This is a genomic window from Micromonospora sp. NBC_00330 (genome assembly GCF_036136635.1).
Classification (GTDB): Bacteria; Actinomycetota; Actinomycetes; order Mycobacteriales; family Micromonosporaceae; genus Micromonospora; species Micromonospora salmantinae.
The window spans coordinates 4,250,420-4,273,462 of record NZ_CP108012.1 but is presented as its reverse complement, the minus strand read 5'-3'; the positions used below and the strand labels follow the sequence as shown (position 1 = coordinate 4,273,462).

General features: G+C 69.5%; 20 protein-coding genes. 10 read left to right on the top strand and 10 right to left on the bottom strand.

Annotation, left to right across the window (positions count from 1 at the left end):
• Positions 1-272: 272 nt before the first annotated feature.
• Positions 273-2,555, top strand: a complete 2,283-nt coding sequence (locus OG598_RS19210) for a glycoside hydrolase domain-containing protein (RefSeq protein WP_328650452.1) — start codon at positions 273-275, stop codon at positions 2,553-2,555.
• A gap of 114 nt (positions 2,556-2,669) precedes the next feature.
• Positions 2,670-3,044: a hypothetical protein gene (locus OG598_RS19205; RefSeq protein WP_328650451.1), complete on the top strand. Its 375-nt coding sequence runs from the start codon at positions 2,670-2,672 to the stop codon at positions 3,042-3,044.
• A 100-nt stretch (positions 3,045-3,144) separates the two neighbouring features.
• Here the strand turns inward: OG598_RS19205 and OG598_RS19200 are convergent, their stop codons facing one another.
• From OG598_RS19200 to OG598_RS19160, 9 genes are all read right to left on the bottom strand, one after another.
• Positions 3,145-4,383 (bottom strand): ABC transporter permease, encoded by a 1,239-nt coding sequence (locus OG598_RS19200; protein ID WP_328650450.1) that lies wholly within the window; start codon positions 4,381-4,383, stop codon positions 3,145-3,147.
• The gene (locus OG598_RS19195; RefSeq protein WP_328650449.1) at positions 4,380-4,994 is read right to left on the bottom strand and encodes an ABC transporter ATP-binding protein; all 615 of its coding nucleotides are present in this window, start codon (positions 4,992-4,994) and stop codon (positions 4,380-4,382) included. The genes OG598_RS19200 and OG598_RS19195 overlap by 4 nt, the downstream gene beginning before the upstream one ends.
• A gap of 51 nt (positions 4,995-5,045) precedes the next feature.
• On the bottom strand, positions 5,046-6,203 hold the full coding sequence (locus OG598_RS19190; protein ID WP_328650448.1) for a hypothetical protein: 1,158 nt from the start codon (positions 6,201-6,203) through the stop codon (positions 5,046-5,048).
• Positions 6,200-7,105 (bottom strand): hypothetical protein, encoded by a 906-nt coding sequence (locus tag OG598_RS19185; RefSeq protein ID WP_328650447.1) that lies wholly within the window; start codon positions 7,103-7,105, stop codon positions 6,200-6,202. The genes OG598_RS19190 and OG598_RS19185 overlap by 4 nt, the downstream gene beginning before the upstream one ends.
• 96 nt (positions 7,106-7,201) lie before the next feature.
• Positions 7,202-7,603 (bottom strand): hypothetical protein, encoded by a 402-nt coding sequence (locus OG598_RS19180; RefSeq protein WP_328650446.1) that lies wholly within the window; start codon positions 7,601-7,603, stop codon positions 7,202-7,204.
• Between the two features lie 467 nt (positions 7,604-8,070).
• Complete coding sequence (locus OG598_RS19175) at positions 8,071-9,039, bottom strand: amino acid ABC transporter permease (protein WP_328650445.1); 969 nt, start codon at positions 9,037-9,039, stop codon at positions 8,071-8,073.
• The gene (locus OG598_RS19170; RefSeq protein WP_328650444.1) at positions 9,036-9,743 is read right to left on the bottom strand and encodes an amino acid ABC transporter permease; all 708 of its coding nucleotides are present in this window, start codon (positions 9,741-9,743) and stop codon (positions 9,036-9,038) included. The genes OG598_RS19175 and OG598_RS19170 overlap by 4 nt, the downstream gene beginning before the upstream one ends.
• A gap of 41 nt (positions 9,744-9,784) precedes the next feature.
• Positions 9,785-10,663, bottom strand: coding sequence for a glutamate ABC transporter substrate-binding protein (locus OG598_RS19165; protein WP_328650443.1), 879 nt, complete (start codon positions 10,661-10,663; stop codon positions 9,785-9,787).
• Between the two features lie 56 nt (positions 10,664-10,719).
• A complete protein-coding gene (locus OG598_RS19160) occupies positions 10,720-11,475 on the bottom strand; it encodes an amino acid ABC transporter ATP-binding protein (protein WP_088946762.1) in 756 nt (251 codons plus the stop codon).
• A gap of 195 nt (positions 11,476-11,670) precedes the next feature.
• Between OG598_RS19160 and selD the strand changes: the two genes are divergently transcribed.
• Positions 11,671-12,660 (top strand): selenide, water dikinase SelD, encoded by a 990-nt coding sequence (selD, locus tag OG598_RS19155; protein WP_328650442.1) that lies wholly within the window; start codon positions 11,671-11,673, stop codon positions 12,658-12,660.
• Positions 12,661-12,889: 229 nt separating this feature from the next.
• Complete coding sequence (locus OG598_RS19150; protein ID WP_091400520.1) at positions 12,890-13,369, top strand: hypothetical protein; 480 nt, start codon at positions 12,890-12,892, stop codon at positions 13,367-13,369.
• 49 nt (positions 13,370-13,418) lie between these two features.
• Here the strand turns inward: OG598_RS19150 and OG598_RS19145 are convergent, their stop codons facing one another.
• Positions 13,419-13,667, bottom strand: coding sequence for a DUF2277 family protein (locus OG598_RS19145; protein WP_328650441.1), 249 nt, complete (start codon positions 13,665-13,667; stop codon positions 13,419-13,421).
• A 163-nt stretch (positions 13,668-13,830) separates the two neighbouring features.
• Between OG598_RS19145 and OG598_RS19140 the strand changes: the two genes are divergently transcribed.
• From OG598_RS19140 to fxsT, 6 genes are all read left to right on the top strand, one after another.
• Complete coding sequence (locus tag OG598_RS19140; RefSeq protein WP_328650440.1) at positions 13,831-14,019, top strand: hypothetical protein; 189 nt, start codon at positions 13,831-13,833, stop codon at positions 14,017-14,019.
• Between the two features lie 63 nt (positions 14,020-14,082).
• On the top strand, positions 14,083-16,359 hold the full coding sequence (locus OG598_RS19135) for an FxsB family cyclophane-forming radical SAM/SPASM peptide maturase (protein WP_328650439.1): 2,277 nt from the start codon (positions 14,083-14,085) through the stop codon (positions 16,357-16,359).
• A complete protein-coding gene (locus OG598_RS19130; RefSeq protein WP_328650438.1) occupies positions 16,343-17,167 on the top strand; it encodes an aminoglycoside N(3)-acetyltransferase in 825 nt (274 codons plus the stop codon). Before OG598_RS19135 ends, OG598_RS19130 begins: the two co-directional genes overlap by 17 nt.
• A gap of 61 nt (positions 17,168-17,228) precedes the next feature.
• On the top strand, positions 17,229-17,879 hold the full coding sequence (locus OG598_RS19125) for a TIR-like protein FxsC (protein ID WP_328650437.1): 651 nt from the start codon (positions 17,229-17,231) through the stop codon (positions 17,877-17,879).
• Complete coding sequence (locus tag OG598_RS19120) at positions 17,876-19,147, top strand: TIR-like protein FxsC (RefSeq protein ID WP_328650436.1); 1,272 nt, start codon at positions 17,876-17,878, stop codon at positions 19,145-19,147. The genes OG598_RS19125 and OG598_RS19120 overlap by 4 nt, the downstream gene beginning before the upstream one ends.
• Positions 19,144-23,013 (top strand): FxSxx-COOH system tetratricopeptide repeat protein, encoded by a 3,870-nt coding sequence (gene fxsT, locus OG598_RS19115; protein WP_328650435.1) that lies wholly within the window; start codon positions 19,144-19,146, stop codon positions 23,011-23,013. The genes OG598_RS19120 and fxsT overlap by 4 nt, the downstream gene beginning before the upstream one ends.
• The last annotated feature ends 30 nt before the right edge of the window (positions 23,014-23,043 follow it).

The window sequence follows — 23,043 nt, the reverse complement described above, 5'->3', positions numbered from 1 at the left end:
GCAGGTTCTCGGTCTCCACAATTGGGTCCGGGCGTATCATCTAGATACTCGGGGGCAAGCTGATGGTGCACATTCCCAGACGAAATCTACTCAAGCTCATCGGTGTCGCCGGTGCGAGTGCCGGCGCGGCCGCTGTGGTGGGAAGCCCGGCGGCGGCCGCGCCTGCGGAACCCTCGGGTGGCCCCCGCGCGGTCCCGCCGGTCAAGCCCTTGACGGACTCCGCGGCGGTCCAGCCGAAGGCCGCTCCCGCCCTGGCCCAGCAGCAGGGTGACATGCGCGTACTGCAGTTCAATGTGCGCGCCCCGGGCCTGCTCGCCGCCTCCGTCGACGAGTGGGTGCTACGAGCCCAGCAGTGGGTGAACGGGACCTACGGCAATCGGGCCGGTTACGTGCGAGCGCCGGAGGACGGCCGGACGGGTTGGCCGACGATGTACGCGCTGACGCGTGCGCTGCAGCTCGAGCTCGGCATCACCGCGACGTCGGACACCTTCGGCCCGACCACCCTCTCCACCCTGGCCAGCAAGTACGGGTTGGTGAGCGCCACCGCGCCCGCCAACATCATCAAAATCATCCAGAGTGGGCTGTACTGCAAGGGTTACTACGGCGAGGACATCAGCGGCGTGTGGGGCGCCGTCACCACCAACTCGATCGCCCAACTGCGCACCAACATGGGGTTCACCGAGGTCAGCAACCTCGTTAGCCCCAAGGTGTTCAAGGCGTTGCTGACGATGGACGCCTACGTCGTCGTGGAGAACGGCTCCACCGAGGTGCGCAACGTCCAGCAGTGGATGAACCGGAAGTACGTCAACGAGTCCTGGTTCTACATCATCCCGGCGGACGGACATCCCTCCCGAGACGTCGCGAAGGCGCTCATCTACGCGCTGCAGATCGAGCTGAACATCGCTTCACCGAACGGCGTCTTCGGGCCGAACACGCAGGCCGGCCTCAGGGCGCGCGGCAGCATCTCGGTCAACCAGTCGGACAGCGGCTCAAGCTCGTTCATCCGACTGTTCCAGGCCGGTATGATCTTCAACCGGTACACGGTGTCCTTCGACGGAGCCTTCGGCAGTCAGACCAGCAGTCTGGTGAGCCAGTTCCAGAACTTCTCCGCGCTCCCGGTCACCGGCAAGGGTGACTACCAGACGTGGTGTTCGCTGCTGGTCAGCACCGGAGATACCAGTCGGGTCGGCGGCGCCGTGGACTGCGTCACGACGATCACGCCGGCTCGGGCGCAGACGCTGTACAACGCCGGTTACCGGGTGGTCGGCCGCTATCTGACCAACGTGCCGAACACCAGCCTGGACAAGAAGATCAAGCCGGGTGAGATCGCCGACATCTTCGCGGGGAAGCTGCGAATCTTCCCCATCTACCAGACCTGGGGCGGCGAGGTCTCCTACTTCAGTGAGCAGCAGGGCGCCCGGGATGCCAGTCTCAGTGTGCAGGCGGCGGCCGGTTACGGCTTCGACCGGGACACCATCATTTACCACGCCGTCGACTTCGATGCGCTCAACAGCGACATCACCAGCAACGTCATCCCGCACTTCCGCGCCATCCAGCGGACCATGGACCAGCTGCACAACCCGTACCGCATCGGAGTCTATGGTGCCCGGAACGTGTGTAGCCGTCTGGCTGACGCGGGCCTGACCGAGTCGAGCTTCGTCGCCGACCTGTCGACCGGATTCAGCGGAAACCTCGGTTTCCCGCTGCCAAGGGACTGGGCGTTCGACCAGATCTCCACCGTCACCATCGGCTCCGGTGACGGGCGCATCGAGATCGACAACAACATCTTCTCGGGCCGGGACTATGGTCAGGGCAAGGTTCGGGACGTCGGGCCGAAGCCCGATGTGCGGTTCGACATGGCGCTGCGCAACGATCTGGTCGCCGCCATGGAGACGTACTGCAACTCGTTGGACACGGCGACCACCCTGCTCATACATGACATCGACGAGGCTGTCGACAAGGTGCTCGCCTACGACGAGCTCATCACCAACCTGTCCAATTCGTTCAACGTGCGTAAGGCGCTGTTCCAGTCCAACCCCTTCTGGGAATACTGGAAGATGACCTATGAGGACACGATCGTGTCCGATACAGCCGTTCGGCTCTGGTACAACTACCTGACGCAGGAAGAGGCGTGGCGCCGTAGTGGCATGATCGGCCAACCCCCGACCCCCATGCCGGAAAACCCCGACTGCAGCACCGGGGTCAGCCAGATTTTTGCCTGGGCGTCGATGCGCGCAAAGAACTGGGCGCGCAACAACGGCCTGCATCGAGGTGCCCCAATGGATCCAGGCAACTGGCACGAGATGTGGGCCGAGTGGCAACGACTCAACGAGGACGACAACTACAACATCAGTACGGTCCCACTCATGCTCTTCGAAGGTGGCGCCCGGCGCGCTGGTATCACCGGGCAACGGCTGACCTACACCGATGGAGAGATGCAGAGTATGCTCGCGTCCTACCAGGGCGACGGTGACCTTTCGATCACCTACGGCAAAGAGCTCATCGGCGTCTACCGGGTCTTCGAGCGGTTCAACGCCACCGTGCGGCAACGCTGACCGAGCAGTCCCATCGACCGATGAAGGCTCGACCGGTTCCTGGTCAGCTGGCTGTCCGCCTCCTGACCAGGAACCGGCCCTCATGGATGACCTTGTCGAAATGCGAGGCAGTCAATGACCGTGCCGGCGACCGCGAACCGCACGCGCCTCCTTCGGATCGTGCTGGTCTGGCTGGCCGGCAACCTGGTCATCGGCCTGTGCGCGATCGTGCCGATCGCAGCCCTCGATACCCTCACCTACTACCTTCGCGCGATCAATGGCCAAGACGTCGTCGCGCCGTACGGCCGTGACGGCGCCCGCTTCGCCGTCGTCGAGATCGCCGTCACGGGCGTGGTGCTGCTGGTCGCCGCGGTGCTCTTCAATCGTCGGCAGTGGCGCCGGTTCCGGGCCGTGCGCCTCGTGGCGTTCCTGCCTCTACTGGCGGCGACCCTCGTAGCACTGGCCCTGCCGTTCCTCTGGTTCTGGTTCGGCACCGACCGCAGCTTCTGAAGCAGGCGAGGGCTCAGGGACCAGAAGAGCCGGTGTGCCCGGCTCCGGTAGTCAGCGCGTCTTACGTGGACAGGTCAGCTCGGCGGTTGGACGCGGGAGGTCATCGCTGCAGTGCCTGCACGGGAGGTACGCGGGCCGCTCGGGCTGCCGGAACGAGCCCGGCCAGCAGGCCGGCGACCGTGCTGATCGCACAGGCGACCAGGGCGGACCGGATCTCGATGACCGGCGCCCATCCGTTGACGATCGACACGACGGAGGTGGCCAGCACGCCGAGCAGAGCGCCGATCGCTCCGCCCAACCCGCCCAGCACAGCGGTCTCCAAGACCAGTTGGCCGAAGATGTGGCGTCGCCGGGCGCCAACCGCTCGGCGGAGGCCGATTTCACCGGTGCGCGCGGCGATGCCGGCCGTTGCGGCGTTACCGATCGAAACGGTGCCCATCAGTAGGGCGACGCCGCTGATCAGGAGGGTGGACCTGGTGGTGCTGCCCTCGATCTCCCGGCGGAGAGTACGGGGATCTGGCGGTGCCACGGCCCGTAGCTCGGCCGGGGCCTCGGGTCGCAGTGCGAGGGGCGCTTGACGTCCGATGAGCTGAGCAGCACCAGGAGAGGTCTCCACCAGCACGTCTCTGGTCGCCGGTTGACCTCCGGTCGCCTCGTCCAGGCGGCTGGCCACGGAGAAGGGCACGATGGCGGCTGCCATCGCCTCGGGCCGCCGGATGACGTCGTGGAAGATGCCGATCACCGTGTAGGGCTGATCCGCCACGAAGATCGCGACACCGGTGCGGTGGATCCCGAGCTGACGTGCCACCGCATCGGAGAGCATGATCACCGGCGTGGCGTCGCGCTCGTGGAAGTCGTCAAAGCTGCGCCCGACGGTCAGTTGGGGCGCCATCACCCGCAGTGCCGCCGGATCCGCTCCGATCAGGGGTACGCCGGTCGGGGCGGCCAAGGAGTCGATCGTCCGGCGCATCGGTTGCTCGCCGAGACTGACGCGGCGTCCGGCCGCCACCACACCGTTCAGCCGGGTGAGTCGGCCGAGGGCCGCATCACCGAACCAGGCTTTGATCAGCTCCGGGTCCTCCGGCTGTACCAGCACCTCGGTAGCCCGACGTGCGTCAAAGGCGGCAGAAACCTGTTGGTTGAGGGTGGAACCGAGACCGAGGCTCGCCACGAAGGCCGCCGCACCGAGAATTGTGCCGATCACGGTGACGAGTGAGCGGCCCGGATGACCGAGTACGGAGAGGGCGGCCTCCCAGAGCAGGTCACGGACGGGCATCCGGGACCGTTGGATCCCCAGTTCTTCGATGTCCTGGTGCACGCGACGGAGACTCTTCCTCACGTCTCCTCCACGAGGCCGTCGGTCACACGGAGTCGGCGACGGGCCTCGGTGGCGACCTCCGCGTCGTGGGTGACCACGATCAGGGTCAACCCTTCCTGGTTGAGCTGACGCAACACGGTGAGCACGACAGCGGTGTTGGCGGTGTCCAGGTTGCCCGTCGGCTCGTCACAGAAGAGAACCCGCGGCCGTGCCGCCACCGCGCGGGCGATGGCCACCCGTTGCTTCTCGCCGCCGGAGAGCTGTCGGGGGTCGGCTTTCATGCGGTGGACCAGGCCCATGCGCTCCAACGCCTCGGTCGCCATCAGCCGACGCTGTCGGCGCCCCTGCGGCCCGTAGAGCATCCCGAGCTCGACGTTCTCCAGAGCGGTGCGTCCCGGTAGCAGGTGAAATGCTTGGAAGACGAAACCGAAGAGCTGGCCCCGGATCGCGCCGCGGGTGCTGGGCCCGCAGTCGGCTGTCTCCACGGCACCCACCCGATACGAACCGGTGGTGGGTACGTCGAGCAGGCCAAGGAGGTTCAGCAGGGTTGACTTGCCCGACCCGGACGGGCCCGTTATCGACACGTAGTCGCCGGTCTCCACCTGAAGGTTGGTGGCGCGTAACGCGTGCACGGGTTGGCCATCCTGATATGTGCGCGATACGTCCCGCAGGCTCAGCACGGATCAGCCGCCCTCGGTCTGCTCGCCGACCATGACGCTGACGCCGGCGGCCACCGATGGGGGAGCGGGTTCCCGCAGTTCGACCCACCCGCCGGCGGTCTGTCCGGTGGTCACGGTGATATCCGTCGTGTCGTTGGCATCGGTCACCACAGTGACGAAGGTGGAGCCGTCCGGGCGGGAGTAGATGGCCGTGACCGGTACCGCGAGCACCTCCGCTGCGGCTGAGGTCCGCACGTCCAGCCGTACCGAACGGTTCGCGTCCACCGTCAGCGCCGCCTCGGTGAACCGAAAGCGCACCTCGATGCCGGTCTGGCCGTCCGGCCCGGTGACGGCCTCCGTACCGACCGTTTCGACGGCCGCCTTCGTCCGGGCGTCGGCGAGGTCGTCGGTGACGTCGGTCTGTTGGTCGGGCCGCAGCAGGGCAGCCTGTTCCACGGCTGCGGTCGCCACGATGGTGGGGGCCTGACCGTCGAGCTCCAGTAACGGTGCTTTCGGGTCGACCAGTGTCTGCCCGACACGGGCGTGCACGGTGCTGAGGCGGCGACCGGCGCGGTCGATCAGCAGGACGTCGGACTGCGGCAGTAGGGCCGCACTTCCCGTGGCCGCCCCGCCGACCTGGTAGCCACGATCGCGATAGAACCTGGTCAACTGTCGTCGGGTCGTGCTGTCGAGCACACCGGAGGTCGGCACGGAGTAGCCGATCCGTCGCATCGCCCGCTGTACCTCGGTCACGTCCGGACCCCGCGCACCGGCCGTCAGGTCGCGATAGAGGGGAAACGGCAGAGCCAGGGCGAACATCGGCTGCCCGGACCGTTCGACCAACACCCGGCCCTCCACGGCCCGGTCGCCCTTGCGTGCCAGCACCTTGGTCACCACGCTGCTCGGGCCGAGAGATGCGGCCGGAGCGAAGACCCGCACGCTCGGGCCCGGTTGTAGACGCCCCCGGAGCACCACCGGCTCGACGAGTTTGCGGCGCTCCACCAACGCGGTCACCGGCGACGGCGCAGGCGGTGCCGCGTCGGCGGCCAGTTGGTCCGGTGACCGGAGGGTGGGGCCGATCAGGACCGCGCCGACCGTCACCAGCAGGACGGCGGTCAGGAAGAGCGCGACGAGCAGAACGGAGCGCCGCCGTCGATCGACGAGGGTCTTGCCGGGTGTCACGGTGCACCAATCAGTTGGGCGGCCTGCTTCGCGATCCGAGTGACCTGCGGATTGAGCTCCAGGAACGAGGACTCGTACTTGGAGACGAGTTCCCGTTGGACCTGCACCGCCACGTCGAGCTGCTGTTTGTCGATGCCGGTGTCGCGGCGGCACTCGAACCAGGCGAGCGCGAGTGTGCTCTCAGCCGGGCCGGCCTGGTACTGGGTCGCGGGCACCGCTGGCCCTACTTCGACCGTCCCCGGCACCTGTTTGGGCTTCCACTGGTCGAGGCCCTGGGCGGCATCCACACCGACCGGCACGCCGAAGAGCGCCGGGGTCGGCGTACGGAGGAACTCCTGCTCGTTCTGCGGCCGGTGGCCCTTGCCGGCCAGACATGACAGCAAGGTGCGCCAGGCCGTCGCGCCCATCCGTTCATTGACCGTTCCGGACAGCGGCTGGCTCAGTTTGTTGCCGAGATCGAAGTAGCCGTAATACACCTTCTTGGCGTCGTCCGACAGCTCCTGCCAGGCGCTGTCGGTGCACTCGTCATACGCCTTGTCGTAACTCGGGTCGAAGCTGAGAACGGTGGGCGGGGCGGATAGCGAGTCCCGACCGAAACCTACGCGCTTCGCTTCTTCCGCGGAGGTGGGACCGAAGGTGCGTGCGGTGATGACAAGGTGCCGGAAGGGGTTTCGAGGCTGCCCGAGCATAATATTGAGATTCTGTGGGTAGCCGGCCTTCGCCAGACACTTGTTGCGAACCTTCAACTGGGCGTAGTCAATCTGGCCGAGCTCCTCGCCGAGGAACAGCGAGAATGGTTGGTCAGACTTCGCCGCCGCCAGGTCCGCAGGTGGATCCGCCGCCGATTCGCTGCAGGCCGCGACGGGCAACAGCAAGGCCGTCAGGGCGGCCAACCACGCCACTCGCACGCGTCTACGACTATTCATTCCTTCTCCTCACGATGACCGCTTCCTGGTGCGTGGCGGGCACAATCTCGAGGGTGTGCCCGCCACTGATGCTCAGGCGCAGCGCTTGTGGGAGTTGTTGCGTGGGCTGATGCCGGCCCGGAAGTCCCGCGGGAACGTGGTGTACGCCGTGCCGTAGTTGGCGAAGTCGTAGAGCGTGACCGCGCAGCTGGTGTCGCGGTTCCACAGGCCCTCGGCGCCGTTGGCGATGACGAAGGCCGGGTACAGGTCCGGGATGTTCGACCAGTAGTCGTCGCCGTGGTTGGAGTCGTTGTACCAGAAGTGACGCTGGTACGAACTGGTCGAGAAGTTGTCGTTGATCCACTGGAAGCAGATCTCGCCCCTGTTGCAGGCGGCCTTCGAGTCACCCCGGTCGACGGCCTGGGCAGGCGTGGCACCGACCGCCATAGCGGCAGCGCCGGCCATGGCCGCGGCGATTACGTGTCGTACGCGCATGCTTCTCCTCGCTGGCAGGGAGGAGCCTCTACGGCATAATGGTAGGAACGGCTGAACCCACCAACATCCGTTAGAGCCCCCGTTTGGCCAAGCCCTCGGAAATGCGCGCGGTACGCCACAACAAATGAGAATGGGCGGCGGCGCGCATCGTCCGGTGGCTCGGAAATGCCACAGCGGAGCGCCAAGCAGCCTGGAAACGGCAGCAAGAGTTGCTGCCGCTAAAGCGAGGATCCCCGTGTGGTCCAGAGTGGGATGTGAGGCCCCCTCCAGGACGTAAATATCATCGCCGATGTTTTACCGCATTGCAAGGGCGGTGCCAGTCATCGCAGAGCCCTCCCGGTACTGTCCCTTGTCGCCCGGCTCGCGACGGTTTCGGGCACGGAATAGCAATATCGGGGCATCCCAGACGAAGGGATGCCCCGATATCACGGGAGTTGAGTCGATCAGGCGCCAGGCGCGAACTGGCGTCAGTTGCCGCCCCCGCCCTCGGCCTGGGAGATCAGGGCCGCCGCCGGCGGGTTCTGTGCCGGGGTGTTGGCGGTCTTGCGGCCGCGGGCGAGCCGCCGTTGGACGTACTGGGCGAGCTTCGACAGCGAGTAGTTCACCACGATGAAGAGCACGGCGATCACGACGTAGACCTGGATCGGGTTGCTCAGCACGCCGATGAGCTGCTTGCCGATGTTCAGGGTCTCCTCGTAGCTGATGATGAATCCCAGCGAGGTGTCCTTGAGCACCACGACCAGCTGGCTGATCAGTGCCGGCAGCATGACCCGGAAGGCCTGTGGCAGCAGGATCATCCGGGTGGTCTGTGCGGGCGAGAGCCCGATGGCGGCGGCGGCCTCCGCCTGGCCGCCGGGCAGTCCCTCCATGCCGGAGCGGAGGATCTCGCCGATCACCACCGAGTTGTAGATGGTGAGGCCGATGACCAGGTACCAGAAGTTGTCGAAGTAGAAGCCGAACTCGGGGAAACCGCGAGCCACGAAGAAGATGGTGAGCACGACGGGCAGGCCGCGGAACACCTCGACGCAGACCCGGGTGACAGCCGACAGCACCCTGCTCAGCCCGCGCAGCAGGTACGCCACCGGCGTCGCCACGCCGGTGAAGCGCCGTCGGATCAGGCTCTTGAGCTGGATCCGCAGCACGGCGAGCAGCGTTCCGACCACCAGCGAAGCCACGATGGCCAGGGCCGCCGCGAGCAGGGTGTTCTTGAAACCGAGGCCGATCCGCTCCCACACCTGGGAGAAGTTCTCGTTGGAGGGGTCGATCAGCGGGCCCCACAGCTCCATCGAGAGCTGGCCATTCTCGTCCAGGGGCCGGTAGATCAGGAAGTACGCGCCGACGAGCAGGATCACGCCGGCGACGAGGCTGCTGATCAGGGTGATCCGCCGCTGTCGGGGGCCAGGGACGTCGTAGAGGACGCTGGTCTGCTGACTCATCGGGCCACCGCCTGTCGCTTCTCGATCCGGTCCAGCAGGGCGCCGAGCGGCACCGTCATGATCAGGTAGCCGATCGAGATGCCGATGGCGACCGGGACGAAGGCGTAGCCCTCGGCCCCGGTGAGCTGATCGGCCGTGGCCGACAGGTCACCGGCAACCCCGAAGAAGCCGGCCAGCGCCGAATTCTTGATCATCGCGATGATCACCGAACCGAGCGGGACGATCGAGGCCTTCCAGGACTGTGGCAGCACCACGTAGCGCAGGTTCTGCCCGAAGGTCAGGCCCAGTGACCGCGCCGCCTCCGCCTGACCGGCGGGCACCGCGTTCACCCCGGACCGCAGCGCCTCGCAGACGAACGCCGCGGTGTAGAGCACCAGGGCGATCAGCGCGAACCGGAAGTACGGCAGGTCGGTGCCGAGCCGGGTGAACAGCGAGTCGAGCACCGGGATGCGGAGGAAGTCCGCGTTGGAGCCGAGCGCGGGCAGGCCGAACGCGGCGAAGAACATCACCACTGTCAGCGGCATGTTGCGGAAGACGTTCACGTAGCCGGTGCCGAGCGCGCGGAGCGGAGGCACCGGTGAGATGCGCAGCACCGCCACGATGGCGCCCAGGACGAGGGCACCGATCGCGGCGAGGACGCAGATCTGGAGGGTGAGCCAGAAACCACCCGCAAAGACGTCGAACTTGTCGATGAGCACGTTCACGGGTCGGTGTTCCTCCCCACCCTCCAGATCGAAGGATCAGATCAGTAGCGGTTGATGGTGGGCGCCGAGCCCAGTTCCGCGCCGAACTTGCCGGCGGTGCCGTCCCAGGCCTTCTTCCAGCTGCCGTCGGCGACCGCCTTGTCGAGCGTGTCGTTGATGAAGCTGCGGAAGTCCGCGTCCTCCTTCTTCACCCCGATGCCGTACGGCTCCTTGGTGAAGTTGCTGCCGGCCAGCTTGAAGGACGCCTCGTCCTTGGCGATGTAGCCGAGCAGGATCACGTTGTCAGTGGTGACAGCGTCGACCTGGCCGCTCTTGAGGGCGTCCCGGCACTTGTCGTACGTGTCGAAGGGCACCAGCTGGGTGGCGACGTCCTTGACGTACTTCTTGATCTCCTCGAACGGCGTCGAGCCGGTGACCGAGCAGACCTTCTTGGTGCCGTCCTTGAACGAGTCCGGACCGGTGATGGTGGTGTCGTCCTTCTTGACCATGATGTTCTGGCCGGCCTCGTAGTACGGGCCTGCGAAGGCGATCCGCTCCTTGCGCTTGTCGTTGATCGTGTAGGTAGCGGCGACGAGGTCGACGGTGCCGTTCACGATCACGTCCTCGCGGACCTTCGAGGGGGCCTCGACCCACTCGATCTTGTCCTCGGGGATGCCGAGCTCCTTGACGATGATCTTGGCGATCTCGACGTCGAAGCCCTCCGGCTTGCCGGAGAGGCCCTTCAGGCCGAAGCCGGGCTGGTCGAACTTGGTGCCGACCTTGATCTTCTGGGCCTTGTTCAGCTTCTCCATGGTGGAGCCGGCGGTGAAGGACTTGCTGCCAGCGCCGGTGCCCTCCCCGCCGTCGTCGCCACCGCAGGCGGTGAGGCCGAGCGCCAGAGCGGCGACCGCGGCGACTGCCGCAACGCGCTTGATACGCATACTCTTCTCCTTCTTCAACGGAGCCCACCGAGTACGGCGCGCTCCACTACGGACGCCTAGTGCGTGAGGATCTTGGAGAGGAAGTCTCGGGCCCGCTCGCTGCGCGGGTTCGCGAAGAACTCCGCCGGTGGGGCGTCCTCGACCAGTTGCCCGTCGGCCATGAAGATGACCCGGTTCGCTGCGTGCCGGGCGAAGCCCATCTCGTGGGTCACCACGACCATCGTCATGCCGTCGCTGGCCAGCGAGGTCATCACGTCGAGCACCTCGCCGACCATCTCCGGGTCCAGGGCGCTGGTCGGCTCGTCGAAGAGCATCGCCTTGGGCTGCATGGCCAGCGCCCGGGCGATGGCCGCCCGCTGCTGCTGGCCGCCGGAGAGTTGGGCCGGGAACTTGTCCGCCTGGTTGGCGATGCCGACCCGGTCCAGCAGGGCCAGGCCGCGCTCGCGGGCGGCGGTCGGCTTCTCCTTGCGGACCTTGATCGGGCCGAGGGTGACGTTCTCCAGGATGGTCTTGTGCGCGAAGAGGTTGAACGACTGGAAGACCATGCCCACCTCGCTGCGCAGCTTCGCGAGGGGCTTGCCCTCGGCCGGCAGCGGCTGACCGTCAAAGGTGATGGTGCCCGAGTTGATCGGCTCCAGTCGGTTGATCGTGCGGCACAGCGTCGACTTGCCGGAGCCGGACGGGCCGATCACCACGACCACCTCGCCCCGACCCACCGACAGTGAGACGTCGTCCAGCACGTGCAGCGGCCCGAACCACTTGTTGACCGCGTCCAGCACGATGAGCGGTTCGCCCGTCGTCACGTCGTCCACCGTCCCCTGTCGTCTCCCGGATCGGGGTCGGTTGACCCCCGGTGCGGCCACTGTAGGCGGCCTGATGTGGCAGAACGCAACCCAGCGGGTCACGGAGCGGTAACACCGGTCACGATCGTTCTCGGGCGTCCGATTTTGGTCACCGGATGGGTGGTCGCGGTGGCGATCGTGGCGCCTTGTCGAGATCATGGGTGGATGACCGAACCCGTACGGTTGACCAAGTACGCCCGCGGCGGTGGCTGCGCCTGCAAGATCCCGCCGGGCGAGCTGGAGATCATGGTGGCCGGTCTCGGCCCGGCGACCGGCACCGCCGAGCTGCTGGTCGGGTTGGACCACGGCGACGACGCGGCGGTGGTGCGCCTGGATGAGCACACCGGCCTGGTCAGCACCGCCGACTTCTTCACGCCGGTGGTCGACGACGCGTACGACTGGGGTCGAATCGCCGCTGCCAACGCGCTCTCCGACGTGTACGCGATGGGCGGCACCCCGCTGGTGGCGCTCAACCTGCTCTGCTGGCCGCGCGACGTGCTGCCGCTGGAGTTGGCCCGTGAGGTGCTGCGCGGCGGCCAGGACGTGGCGCGGGAGGCCGGCTGTCACCTGGCCGGCGGGCACAGCGTGGACGACGACGGCCCGAAGTACGGTCTCGCTGTCACCGGCACGGTCCGACCGGAGGAGCTGATCACCCTCGACGCCGGGCGGGCCGGGGTGCCGTTGTCGCTGACCAAGCCGCTCGGGGTGGGTGTGCTGAACACCCGGCACAAGGCGACCGGGGAGACCTTCCCGGAGGCGGTGGCCACGATGAGCGCGCTCAATCGGGAGGCAGCCCGCGCGGCTGTCGCCGCCGGCATCCGGTGTGGCACCGACGTGACCGGGTTCGGGCTGCTCGGGCACGCCTCGAAGCTGGCCCGGGCCAGCCAGGTCACGGTGGCCATCGACACCGCCCGGGTGCCCTATCTGGCCGGCGCGCGGGAGGCGCTGCGCGACGGGTTCGTCAGCGGCGGCAGCCGGCGCAACCTGGAGTGGGTGACCCCGTGGACCGACTTCGGCGCGGCGGACGAGGCGGAGCGGCTGCTGCTGGCCGACGCGCAGACCTCCGGTGGCCTGCTGGTCGCCGGCGAGGTGCCCGGCGCTCCGGTGGTGGGCGAGCTGCTGCCTCGTGGCGAGCACCGGGTCGTTCTGCGCTGACCGGGGCGGTCGACCTGCGGCAGGACACGCGGCGGCGGTGGTGCGGATGGCGCACCATACCCGATAAACTGTCACCTTCCCGCTACTCCGAGCAATGGCGCTCAGGGAAATTTTGCCCGGAATGGTCACAGACCGGTAACTTGCCCCCGGCTGGGGTCAAATGCCCCCCACCATCGTGTGTAAGGCCCGATCCGGAGGCCGGTGGGGACGAACGCAGCGAGGAGGCGGAATGACCGAGCTGTGGAACTGGAGAATCGACGGGGCTCAACCCGTGGAGGTCTACCCGGCGCTGGCGGAGGCGCTTGGTCGGGTGGTGATGCCGCTGGCGGTGGCCGACCCGGCGCGGCTGCCGGCGTACGCGGTGGTGTGTGACGTCTGGCAGGCGCCGGGCGAATTCGCGACGGTGGTGGACTGCTACGGAGTGCCCGAGCAGCTCTCCGAGCACGCGAGCATCGCCGCACTGGCCCGATTGCTGGGCCGCAACTGCCTGTTGCGCGACGACACGCTCGACGCGGGCCGGCACCTGCTCGTCGCTCCGGACGGCACTGTCCGTCCGGTGCACTTCGACGTGCGGGACACCGAGGACGGCGAGGTGCTCAGCAGGCTGCGGCTCTGCTCGCTGGGTGACCCGGGTTGTCGGGGCTGGTCGCAGTGCCACCGCTCGCGCTGGGCGCCCGACACTGTCGCACCGGCGCTCGCCGCGGCCTGACCCTCTCCCAGGGTCAGGCCCGGCCGGGTGCCGTGCCGGTCAGCGGTGATCAGCTGGCGGCGGTGGCCGACCGGTCGGTGGTGCCCGATCCGGCGCCCCGCACCACCAGTTGCTCGAGCAGGGTGCGGGTCGCCTCGGCCACGGCGGCCACCGCGGCGTCGAACGCGGCGGCGTTGTGCGCGGCGGGAGCCCGGAAGCCAGAGATCTTCCGGACGTACTGCAACGCTGCCGCCTCGACGTCCGCGTCGGTCACCTGCGGGGTGAACGGCTCACGCAGCGTCTTGATGCTCCGGCACATGTCAGCTCCTCCTCCGTCCACCGCCGTTTGCCACTCGCCGTGCCGGCGGTGGTACCGACGGTGACACTGGGTCGATATTTGTCTATCCTGGTCACGGACCAGAGCCGTTCGCGCCACAGCCGCCGCTCGCGCTCCCAGCGCCCCGGGCCCCCGGAGACTCATTGTGGACCATGCCCCCACCCGCCCATCCCGTCCCGAGCTGGACGATCTCACCCGTAGCCTGCACGTTCCGCTGGAACGGATCGCCGTCGAGCACGCCGATCTGATCGAGGCGGTGCGCAGCCGCGTCGTCAGGGACGACTCCGCGCCGTCCGGCATCGTGGCCGTCGCCGCCTTCAACTCGTCCATCTGAGTGATGGTCTGCCGGTGCGGTCTGCCCGGAGTTGGCGGATCCTGCCGGCGGATCAGCCAGTTCGTGCTGAAGGTGCACAGCCGGTGCGACCTCAGTTGCGACCACTGCTACGTCTACCAGCACGCCGACCAGACCTGGCGTGGCCGTCCGGCGCGGATGCCGCAGGCCACCGTCCAGGCCGCCGCACGGCGTATCGCCGAGCACGCCCGCGAGCACGAGTTGCCTGTCGTGCACGTGGTGCTGCACGGAGGTGAGCCGTTGCTGCTGGGGGCCGCCGGCTTACGCGACGTGTTGGCCGAGCTGCGCACGGCGATCACCCCCTGGGCGCGGCTCGACCTGCGCATGCAGACCAACGGCGTGTTGCTCGACGAGGAGCTGTGCCGGCTGTTCGTCGAGTACGACGTGCGGATCGGGGTCTCCTTCGACGGCGACCGTGCCGCCAACGACCGCCACCGGGTCTTCGCCCACGGCGGCAGCAGCCACGACCTCGTTCGGCGGGCGCTGGCCCTGCTCCGACGGCCGGAGCACCGCGCCAGCTACGCCGGCATCCTCTGCACGATCGACGTCCGCAACGATCCCGACCGGGTGTACGAGGCGCTGCTGGCCGAGAGCCCGCCCCGGGTCGACCTGCTGCTGCCCCACGCCACCTGGGACGATCCGCCGGAGCGCCCCGGCCCCGCGCCCACCCCGTACGCGGACTGGCTGGGGCGGGTTCACCGGCGGTGGGTGGACGACGGGCGGCCGGTGTCGGTCCGGATGTTCGAGGCGCTGCGCCCGGGCGGCGGCGGCACCGAGGCGTTCGGCCTCGCACCAGCCGATGTGCTGGTCGTCGAGGCGGACGGGAGTTGGGAGCAGGTCGACTCGTTGAAGACCGCGTACCACGGCGCGGCCGGCACTGGTTTCGACGTGTTCGACCACTCCGTGGACGAGGTCACGCGGCACCCCGGGGTCGCCGTCCGGCAGGACGGCGTGGCCGGGCTCTGCGCGACCTGTCGGGCCTGCCCGGTGGTCGACAGGTGCGGCGGCGGCCTGTACGCCCACCGTTGGCGTACCGGCTCCGGCTTCGACAACCCCTCGGTGTACTGCGCCGACCTGCTCCGCCTGGTCGACACAGTGGACGCCTACCCGCCGCCCACCCCGCCCGCGTCGGGCGAACTGTCGACCACCTCGCCCGTCGACGAGTTGCTGGACGACCTGGCGACCGGGCACGGGTCGGCGTCGACGCTCGCGCTGCTCGCCGCCACCCAGCTCTCCATCACCCGGGCGCTGCTGGCGGCCTGCCGGGACGGATCCGGCGCCACGCCCGCCTGGGAACTGCTCGTCCATCTCGACCAGGCGGCGCCGGAGGCGGTCCGAGCGGTCCTGGCGCACCCCTTCGTCCGGCCCTGGCTGGTGCATCGCCTCCACTCGTCGGCCCCGCCCGGCCTCGGTGCGGCAGTCGACCCACTGCCGGCCCTGGCCATCGCCGCGGCGTTGCGGGCCGGCGTCCCGGCCGCGTTGCACGTCCCGGTGCGGGCCGACACGATCACGTTTCCCGCGCTCGGCAGCCTGGTGCTGCCCGGCCTGGGGGAGAGCGCCGAGGTGACAGTCCGACCCGGCGAGTTCCAGGTCCGGGGTGGGTCGATCGAGCAGACGGTGCTCCTCGATCCGATGGCGCCGTCGTCGACCGGATGGTTTCCGACCCGCGACGTGTCGGTGCCCGGCGGCCGGTTGCTCCTTGAGGACGGCGACCCGTACCGCGACTGTTACGGCCAGCCGGTCGAGTCCCGCCTGGACGGTCCGGCGGCGCGGGCGTTGGGCCGTACCCTGGCGGAGGCCTGGCGGGTCGTGCACCGGGACGTGCCGGCGCACGCGGCGGCGCTCGACGGCGGCCTGCGTGCCGTCGTTCCATTGGCGCCCGACCCGGCGCGACCCCTGCGAAGCGCCACCGCCCGGCACGCGTTCGGCGCGGTCGCCGTCACCCCCCATCCCGATCCGGAGACGATGGCGGTGCTGCTCGTGCACGAGTGGCAGCACGCGAAGCTGGGTGCGGTTCTCGACCTGGACGACCTGGTCGAACCCGGCCACGGCGCCCAGATCCGGGTGCCCTGGCGCCCCGACCCGCGGCCACCGGAGGGCGTCCTCCAGGGCGTCTACGCCCACCTCGCCATCACCCAGGTCTGGCAGTCCCGGGCGGCCACCGACCAGGGCGACGCGTCGGCGAACGCGGCCCAGTTCCTGGCGTGGACCCGGGACGGTGCCGACGCGCTGTTGGCCAGCCGGTCGCTCACCGCGGCGGGCGAGCGGTTCGTCGGCCAGCTCCGCCACGTTCTGGAGGAAACCCGTGCCAGGTCCGGATGAGTGTCAGCCGTCCACACTGGGTCGCCTCCGCCTCGCCGACGACCTGCGAGCCGTGGGCGTCCGCCCGGGTGCGTGCCTGCTGGTGCACTGTGCCCTCCGCCGGCTGGGCCCACTGAAGCACGGCCCCGCGACCCTCGCCGGTGCCCTGCGCGACGTCCTCGGCCCGGCTGGCACGCTCCTGGTGCCCACCCAGACCGACGGCAACTCGACCACCTCCCGGGCCCACCTGACGGCAATCGCCGGCATGGGCCGTGAGCAGCGCGAGCGGTACGAGGCGGCGCTGCCGGGCTGGGACCGCCGGACCACCCCGTCGCAGCGGATGGGGGCACTTGCCGAGTACGTCCGGTGTGCCCCCGGTGCCGTGCGCAGCGACCATCCACAGACCTCGTTCGCCGCGCTCGGCCCGCAGGCCCGGCGGCTCACCGACGACCATGACCTCACCTGCCACCTGGGAGAACGCTCACCAATGGGCGAGCTGTACGCGGCGGACGGGCAGATCCTGCTGCTCGGTCTCGGCTACGAGGCGTGCACCGCCCTGCACCTGGCCGAGTACCGGCTGCCGGTGCCGCCGCCCGAGCGCGACTACCAGTGCTTCCGGCGTGTCGACGGGCGGCGGGTCCGCCTCGACTTTCGGGCTCTCGACCTGGACGACCGGGACTTCCCGGCGGTGGGTGCCGCGCTCGACGAGACGCCGTTGGTGCGGCACGGTCGGGTGGGGCGGGCCGACGCCCGCCTGCTGCCGGCGCGAGCCACTGTCGACTTCGCGACTGTCTGGCTCGCCACCAACCGGTTGGCAGCGCAACGTTGACGCCGGGACTACGCTGATGATCCGGCCGCCTGGGGAGGGCGGAGAGGCAGCGGTGGGCACAGTGGACGCACCCTTCAGCGCACGCGCCCCACTCTTCTTCATCAGCTGTTCACGAGCGTCGGTCGGCAGCGCCACCGGCGAACCCGCCGATTACGTCTCCCGTTTCTTCGAAGACCTCTCCGTCCACGTCAGCGAACTGGCCGGCCCGGTGACCGGGGTCAACGCCGGCTTCCTGGACACCTCCACGGCTGACGAGGAACGCTGGAGCCCAGAGCTGCTCCAAGCCGCCGGCACCTGCCAGGTCTTCGTTCCGCTGGTGTCCAGTGCGCTGCTCGGCAGTGCCTGGTGTGGCCGGGAGTGGGACGCGTTCTCCCGCCGACGAATCACCCCGCGGCACAGCTCGGCCTCGGTCCACGAGACGGCGATCGTGCCCGTCACCTGGTCGCCGACGAACGGCACGGCACTGCCTCGGGTGCTCCGCGACGTTCAGCGCTTCTCCGTGACCGCGATGCCGGATCCTGATCTCGCGGTGCACTACCAGCGGGACGGGGTCTATGGCTTGCTGGCCATGCAGTGGGAGAACGCGTACCGGGCGGTCGTCTGGCGGCTCGCGCAGCGGATCGTGGCCATCCACCGCTCGTACCTGGTCGAACCCTGGGTGCCGGAGAGCGTGGACGAGCTGTGCAACAGGTTCGCCGAGGAGCAGGAGTGAGCCCGCCGACGGACCGGCGTCGACCGGGAGCGCGCGGGACGTACTTTTTCCTGAGCTACGCCCACTCGGCGCCGCCGTCGGGCGCCGGCGCCGGCGCCGACGTCTGGATCGGCCAGTTCTTCGCCGATTTGACCGACGAGGTGCGGCGCCAGGCGCGACCGGTCGCCGGGATGCGCATCGGCTTCTTCGACCAGCACATCCCGTTGGGCGCCGACTGGAAGGCGGCCCTCGCCGAGGCGCTCGGTGACGCCGAGGTCTTCGTCCCTCTCTACTCACCCGGCTATTTCAGTCGCCCCTGGGCTCTGGGGGAGCAGGAGTCCTTCCGCGCCCGGCTGGCCGCCGCCGGGCCGGCCCGGGTCACCGCCGGCCACCTCACTCCGGTGCTGTGGATCCCGTTCCCGCCGTGGGAGGCCCATCCGGAGTTGGATGGAGCCCTGGACCTGGGCCGGGACATCCCGGAATACGCTGCCGACGGCCTGCGCGCGTTCTGCATGCTGGCCTCCTACCGGGCCCAGTACGAGCTGATGCTGAGCCGCCTGGCGAGCCGGATCGTGCACGCCGCCGAGCGGCGTCCGTTGGGCCCGTCCAGGGCGCCCGGCCTGGACGAGGTGGTCGGTCCGGCGCCGATCGACCCGGACTTCGTCGTCGCCGTCCTGGCCCCGACCCGGGACCGGCTGCCGACCGATCGCGACCCCGCCGGCTACGCCGCCAGCGGCCGGCTCTGGCGACCGTACGGGAGTCGCCAGCAACTGCCCGCCGCCGAGTACGCGGCCAGCACCGCCGAGCGGCTCGGGCTGTCGGCCCGTACCGAGGACTTCGCGCAGGCGTCCGCGCTGCTCGGCCGGCGGCCGGCCGTGCTGCTTGTCGACCCGTGGATCGCGGCGGCGCCGGACGCGGCCGGCGTCCTCGCCCGGATGCTGCACGGCCTGCGGGAGTGGGTCGTTCCGCTGGTGGTCACCGACGACGACGACAGCCAGGACGCCACCCGCTGGGCCACCGAGGTGACTCAGCTGCTGCACGACGCCGGCCTGCCCCAGGTGAAGCGGGCGTGCAACATGCCGGAGTTCGTCGACCTGATGCCCGCGCTGGTCACCGAGGCGCGCCGGCAGTTCCTCAAGTACGGCCCGGTCGTCCCCTTCGAACCATCGCCGGAGCCGGTGCCGAGCCTGCGTGACGGCCTGCCCGCCGCCGGCTCGACCGTTTCCACCGACCCCGCGTCCCCGCCTGCCGGTCCGGCCACACGGCGTCCCCACGGAGAAGACCGATGAACAACGATCGCGAAGGCCAGGTCGTCACCTTCTACTCGTTCAAGGGTGGAACGGGACGGACGACGGCGCTGGCCAACGTCGCGTGGATCCTCGCTGCCAACGGCAAGCGAGTGCTGGTCGCGGACTGGGATCTCGAGTCACCCGGCCTGCACCGCTTCTTCCACCCGTTTCTCGACGCCGAGGCGATCCAGGGCACCAGCGGCGTGATCGACATGATCCGCGACTACGAGTGGGAGACCACCCGGGTCGACGACCGACCGGACCGCTGGATGGAGCAGTACGCCCAGGTCGGGCGGCACGCGTTCTCGCTGCGCTGGAACTTCCCCGACGGCGGTGGTCTCGACTTCCTCTCCGCCGGCCGGCAGAACAGCGACTACGCCGTCTCGGTGAGCGGGCTGGACTGGGACAACTTCTACAACCGGCTGGGCGGCGCGCAGTTCTTCGAGGCGGTGCGGGCGGACATGAAGCGCCGGTACGACTTCACCCTGATCGACAGCCGGACGGGGTTGAGCGACGTCGCCGACATCTGCACCCTGCACCTGCCGGACACCCTGGTCGACTGCTTCACCCTCAGCGACCAGGGCATCGACGGCGCGGCCCGGGTGGCGCACTCGGTGCGGGACCGGTACCGGCGGCGCGACATCCGGGTGCTGCCGGTGCCGATGCGGGTCGACCAGGCCGAGCAGGAGCGGGCCGAGGCGGGCCGTCTGCTGGCCATGCGCCGGTTCGCCGGGTTGCCGGCCGGCATGACCGAGGCGGAACGGCGGCGTTACTGGGCCGTGGTGGAGGTCCCGTACCGGCCGTTCTACGCGTACGAGGAGACCCTCGCGACGTTCGGCGACCCGCCGGGCTCTCCGACGTCGCTGCTGGCCGCGTTCGAGACGTTGACCGGGATCCTCACCGACGGTGCGGTGACCGCGCTGCCGGTGATGGACGAGTCGGTGCGGGAGCGGGGCAAGGCCCGGTTCCGCCGACGCACCGAGGCGATCGACGACCAGATCGTGCTCCGGTATGCGCCGGAGGACGCCATCTGGGCCGAGTGGCTGGAGCGGGTGCTCAATTCGGCCGGGCTGCGGGTGGTGGAGCCCACGACGGCCGTCGGGTCCGCCGGCACGCCCGCCCCGCGCACGCTGACAGTGGTCTCCCCGGCCTACGTGGCGACGCCGTCCGGTGGTCTGCCCGACCGGGACACGAGCACCGGCTCCACGGCCCTGGCCGTGTACGTCGCCGACCTGCGCCCGTTGGCGGAGTTCCCCTCGCAGAGTTCCACCAACCTGGTCAACGTGAGCGCCGCGACCGCCGTGGAGCGGGTGCTGCGGTTGGTCGGTCGACCGGTGCCGTCGTCGGCGGACGGTCCGGCGGGCGGGGCCACCCGCTATCCCGGCACCGAGCCGCTGATTGTCAACGCCCCCAACCGGAACGCCCGGTTCACCGGCCGCGAGGACGACCTGGCGCAGCTTCGCGCGCAGTTGCAGAGCGGGGGCAGCGCTGTGGTGCTGCCGGTCGCCCTCCAGGGCATGGGCGGCGTCGGTAAGACGCAGGTGGCTTTGGAATACGTGCACCGGTTCAAGGCCGCGTACGACGTGGTCTGGTGGATCGTGGCGGACCCGCCGCAGTTCGTCGACACGGCCCTCGCCGACCTCGCCGGTCGCCTCGGCATCCCCGTCGGGCCGACCCTGCCCGACACGGTCCGGTCGGTGCTCCAGGTGCTCGGCCGTGGTGAGCCGTACGAGCGGTGGCTCGTCGTCCTGGACAACGCCGAAGAACTCGACCAGATCGAGCCCTTCCTGCCGCAGGGCCCCGGCCACGTCCTGCTGACCTCCCGCAACCGCGCCTGGGGTGATCGGGCGAACCCGATCCAGGTGGACGTCTTCAACCGCACCGAGAGTGTCGCGCACCTCGCCCAGCGGGTGCCCACCATCAGCGGGGAGGAGGCCGACCGGGTGGCCGAGGCGCTCGGTGACCTGCCGATCGCGGTGGCCGCGGCGGGCGCCTGGCTCGCCGACACCGGCACGTCGGTCGCCGACTACCTGCGGCAGATCGAGCGGCACGGCCCCAGCGCGCTCTCCGTGGAGGCGACCTGGGACCTGTCGCTCAACCGGCTCCTCGAACAGGCGCCCGCCGCGTACCGGCTGTTGCAGCTCTGCTCGGTGCTGGCCCCGGAGATCGCCCTCGAACTCGTCTACAGCGACGAGATGGCGGCGGCCCTCGTGCCGTTCGACCCGTCCGTTTCGGAGCGGCTGGTGCGCGGCGCCCTGGTCCAGCAGATCAACCGCCTGGCGCTGCTCAAACTCGACGTCCAGGGCGGTCGGATCGAGGTGCACCGGCTGTTGCAGGCGGTGGTCCGGGACCGGATGACCGACGACGAGATCACCGCCGCCCGACACCAGGTGCACCTGGTGCTGGCCGCGTCCCGGCCACGAGGCGACGTGGACGACCCGACCACCTGGGCCCGGCTGCGCATGCTCTGGCCGCACCTGGAGGTCTCCGAGGCGTTGACCTGCCCGGACGAGTCGGTGTGTCAGCTGCTGATCGACCGGGTCCGTTACCTGTGGCAGCGCGGCGGTCTGGACCAGGCCGACGTGTTCAGCCAGGAGGTGGACGACACCTGGAGCGCCCGGCTCGGGGACACGCGCGACGAGGTCGAGGCGTCGGCGCTGGGCCGCCAACTGCTGCACCTGCGGTTCAACCGGGCGAACATCCTGCGCTGCCGGGGCCGGTTCGACGAGGCGCGGGACCTGGACGAGGCGGTGCTGGCCGAGCAACGCCGGCTGCTGGGCCCGCTGCACCCGCACAGTCTGATGACCGCCGGCAGCCTCGGCGGTGACCTGCGGGCGCTCGGCCGCTACGCCGAGGCCCTGGAACGGGACCGGTCCACCTACGCCTCCTGGCTCCAGGTGTTCGGCGAGGACCACCCCCGGACGTTGAGCGCTGCCAACAACCTCGCCGTCTCGTACCGGCTGGTCGGCGACTACCGGTCGGCCCGTCGCTGGGACGACGAGGTGCACCAGCGGCGGCGACTGGTGCTCGGCCCCACGCACCCCTACACCCTCGTCTCCGCCGTGCGGCTGGGCAGCGACCTGCGGGAAGCTGGCGAGTACGACAGGTCGGCAACGCTGCTGCGCACCGTGTACGAGACGTACTGCGAGGTGCTCGGGCCGGGCGACGGCCAGAGTCTCGCCGCCCAGGTCAACCTGGCGGTGTCCCTGCGCAGCTCCGGTCGGGGCCGCGAGGCCGCTCCGATGTTCGAGACGGCCTACCGTGAGCTCGACGAACGCTTCGGTCCGGACAACCCGGAAACGGTGGCGTGTCGTTCCAGCCGTGCCGCGAACCTGTTGGCCGTCGGCGACGCGGCTCGGGCGTTGACCGAGATGACCGCGGTGCGGCAGGCGTACGAGGAACTGCTCCGGCTCGGCCCGGTGCACCCGCACACCCTGGCCACGTTGAGCAACATCTCGGCAGCGGAGCGCGCCCTCGGCCGCAGGTCGGACGCCCTCGCGTCGGCAGCCTGGGCGGTCGGCGAGTTGCGCAAGGTGCTCGGGCCGGACCACCCGCACACCCTCGCGGCGGAGGTCAACCAGGCGGTGTGCCTCGCCGAGGAGGGTGACTGGGAGTCGGCACGGGACCGGCTGCGGGAGACCGCCCGCCGGCTGACCGGGGTGATCGGTGCGGACCACCCCGACACGCTGCGCTGCCTCGGTAACCTCGCCCTGGTGTCGCGGCGGGCCGGCGGCGATGCTCCCGCCGAGGACGTCGGGGCCGTGGCGGAGCGACTGGCCGAGGTGATCGGCCCGGAGCATCCGACCGTGCAGACGCTGCGCGAACGGCGCTTCGTGGTTCGGGTGATCGACCCACACACCATCTAGGCGGGGCATTCGGCGGGCGGCCGGCCGTCC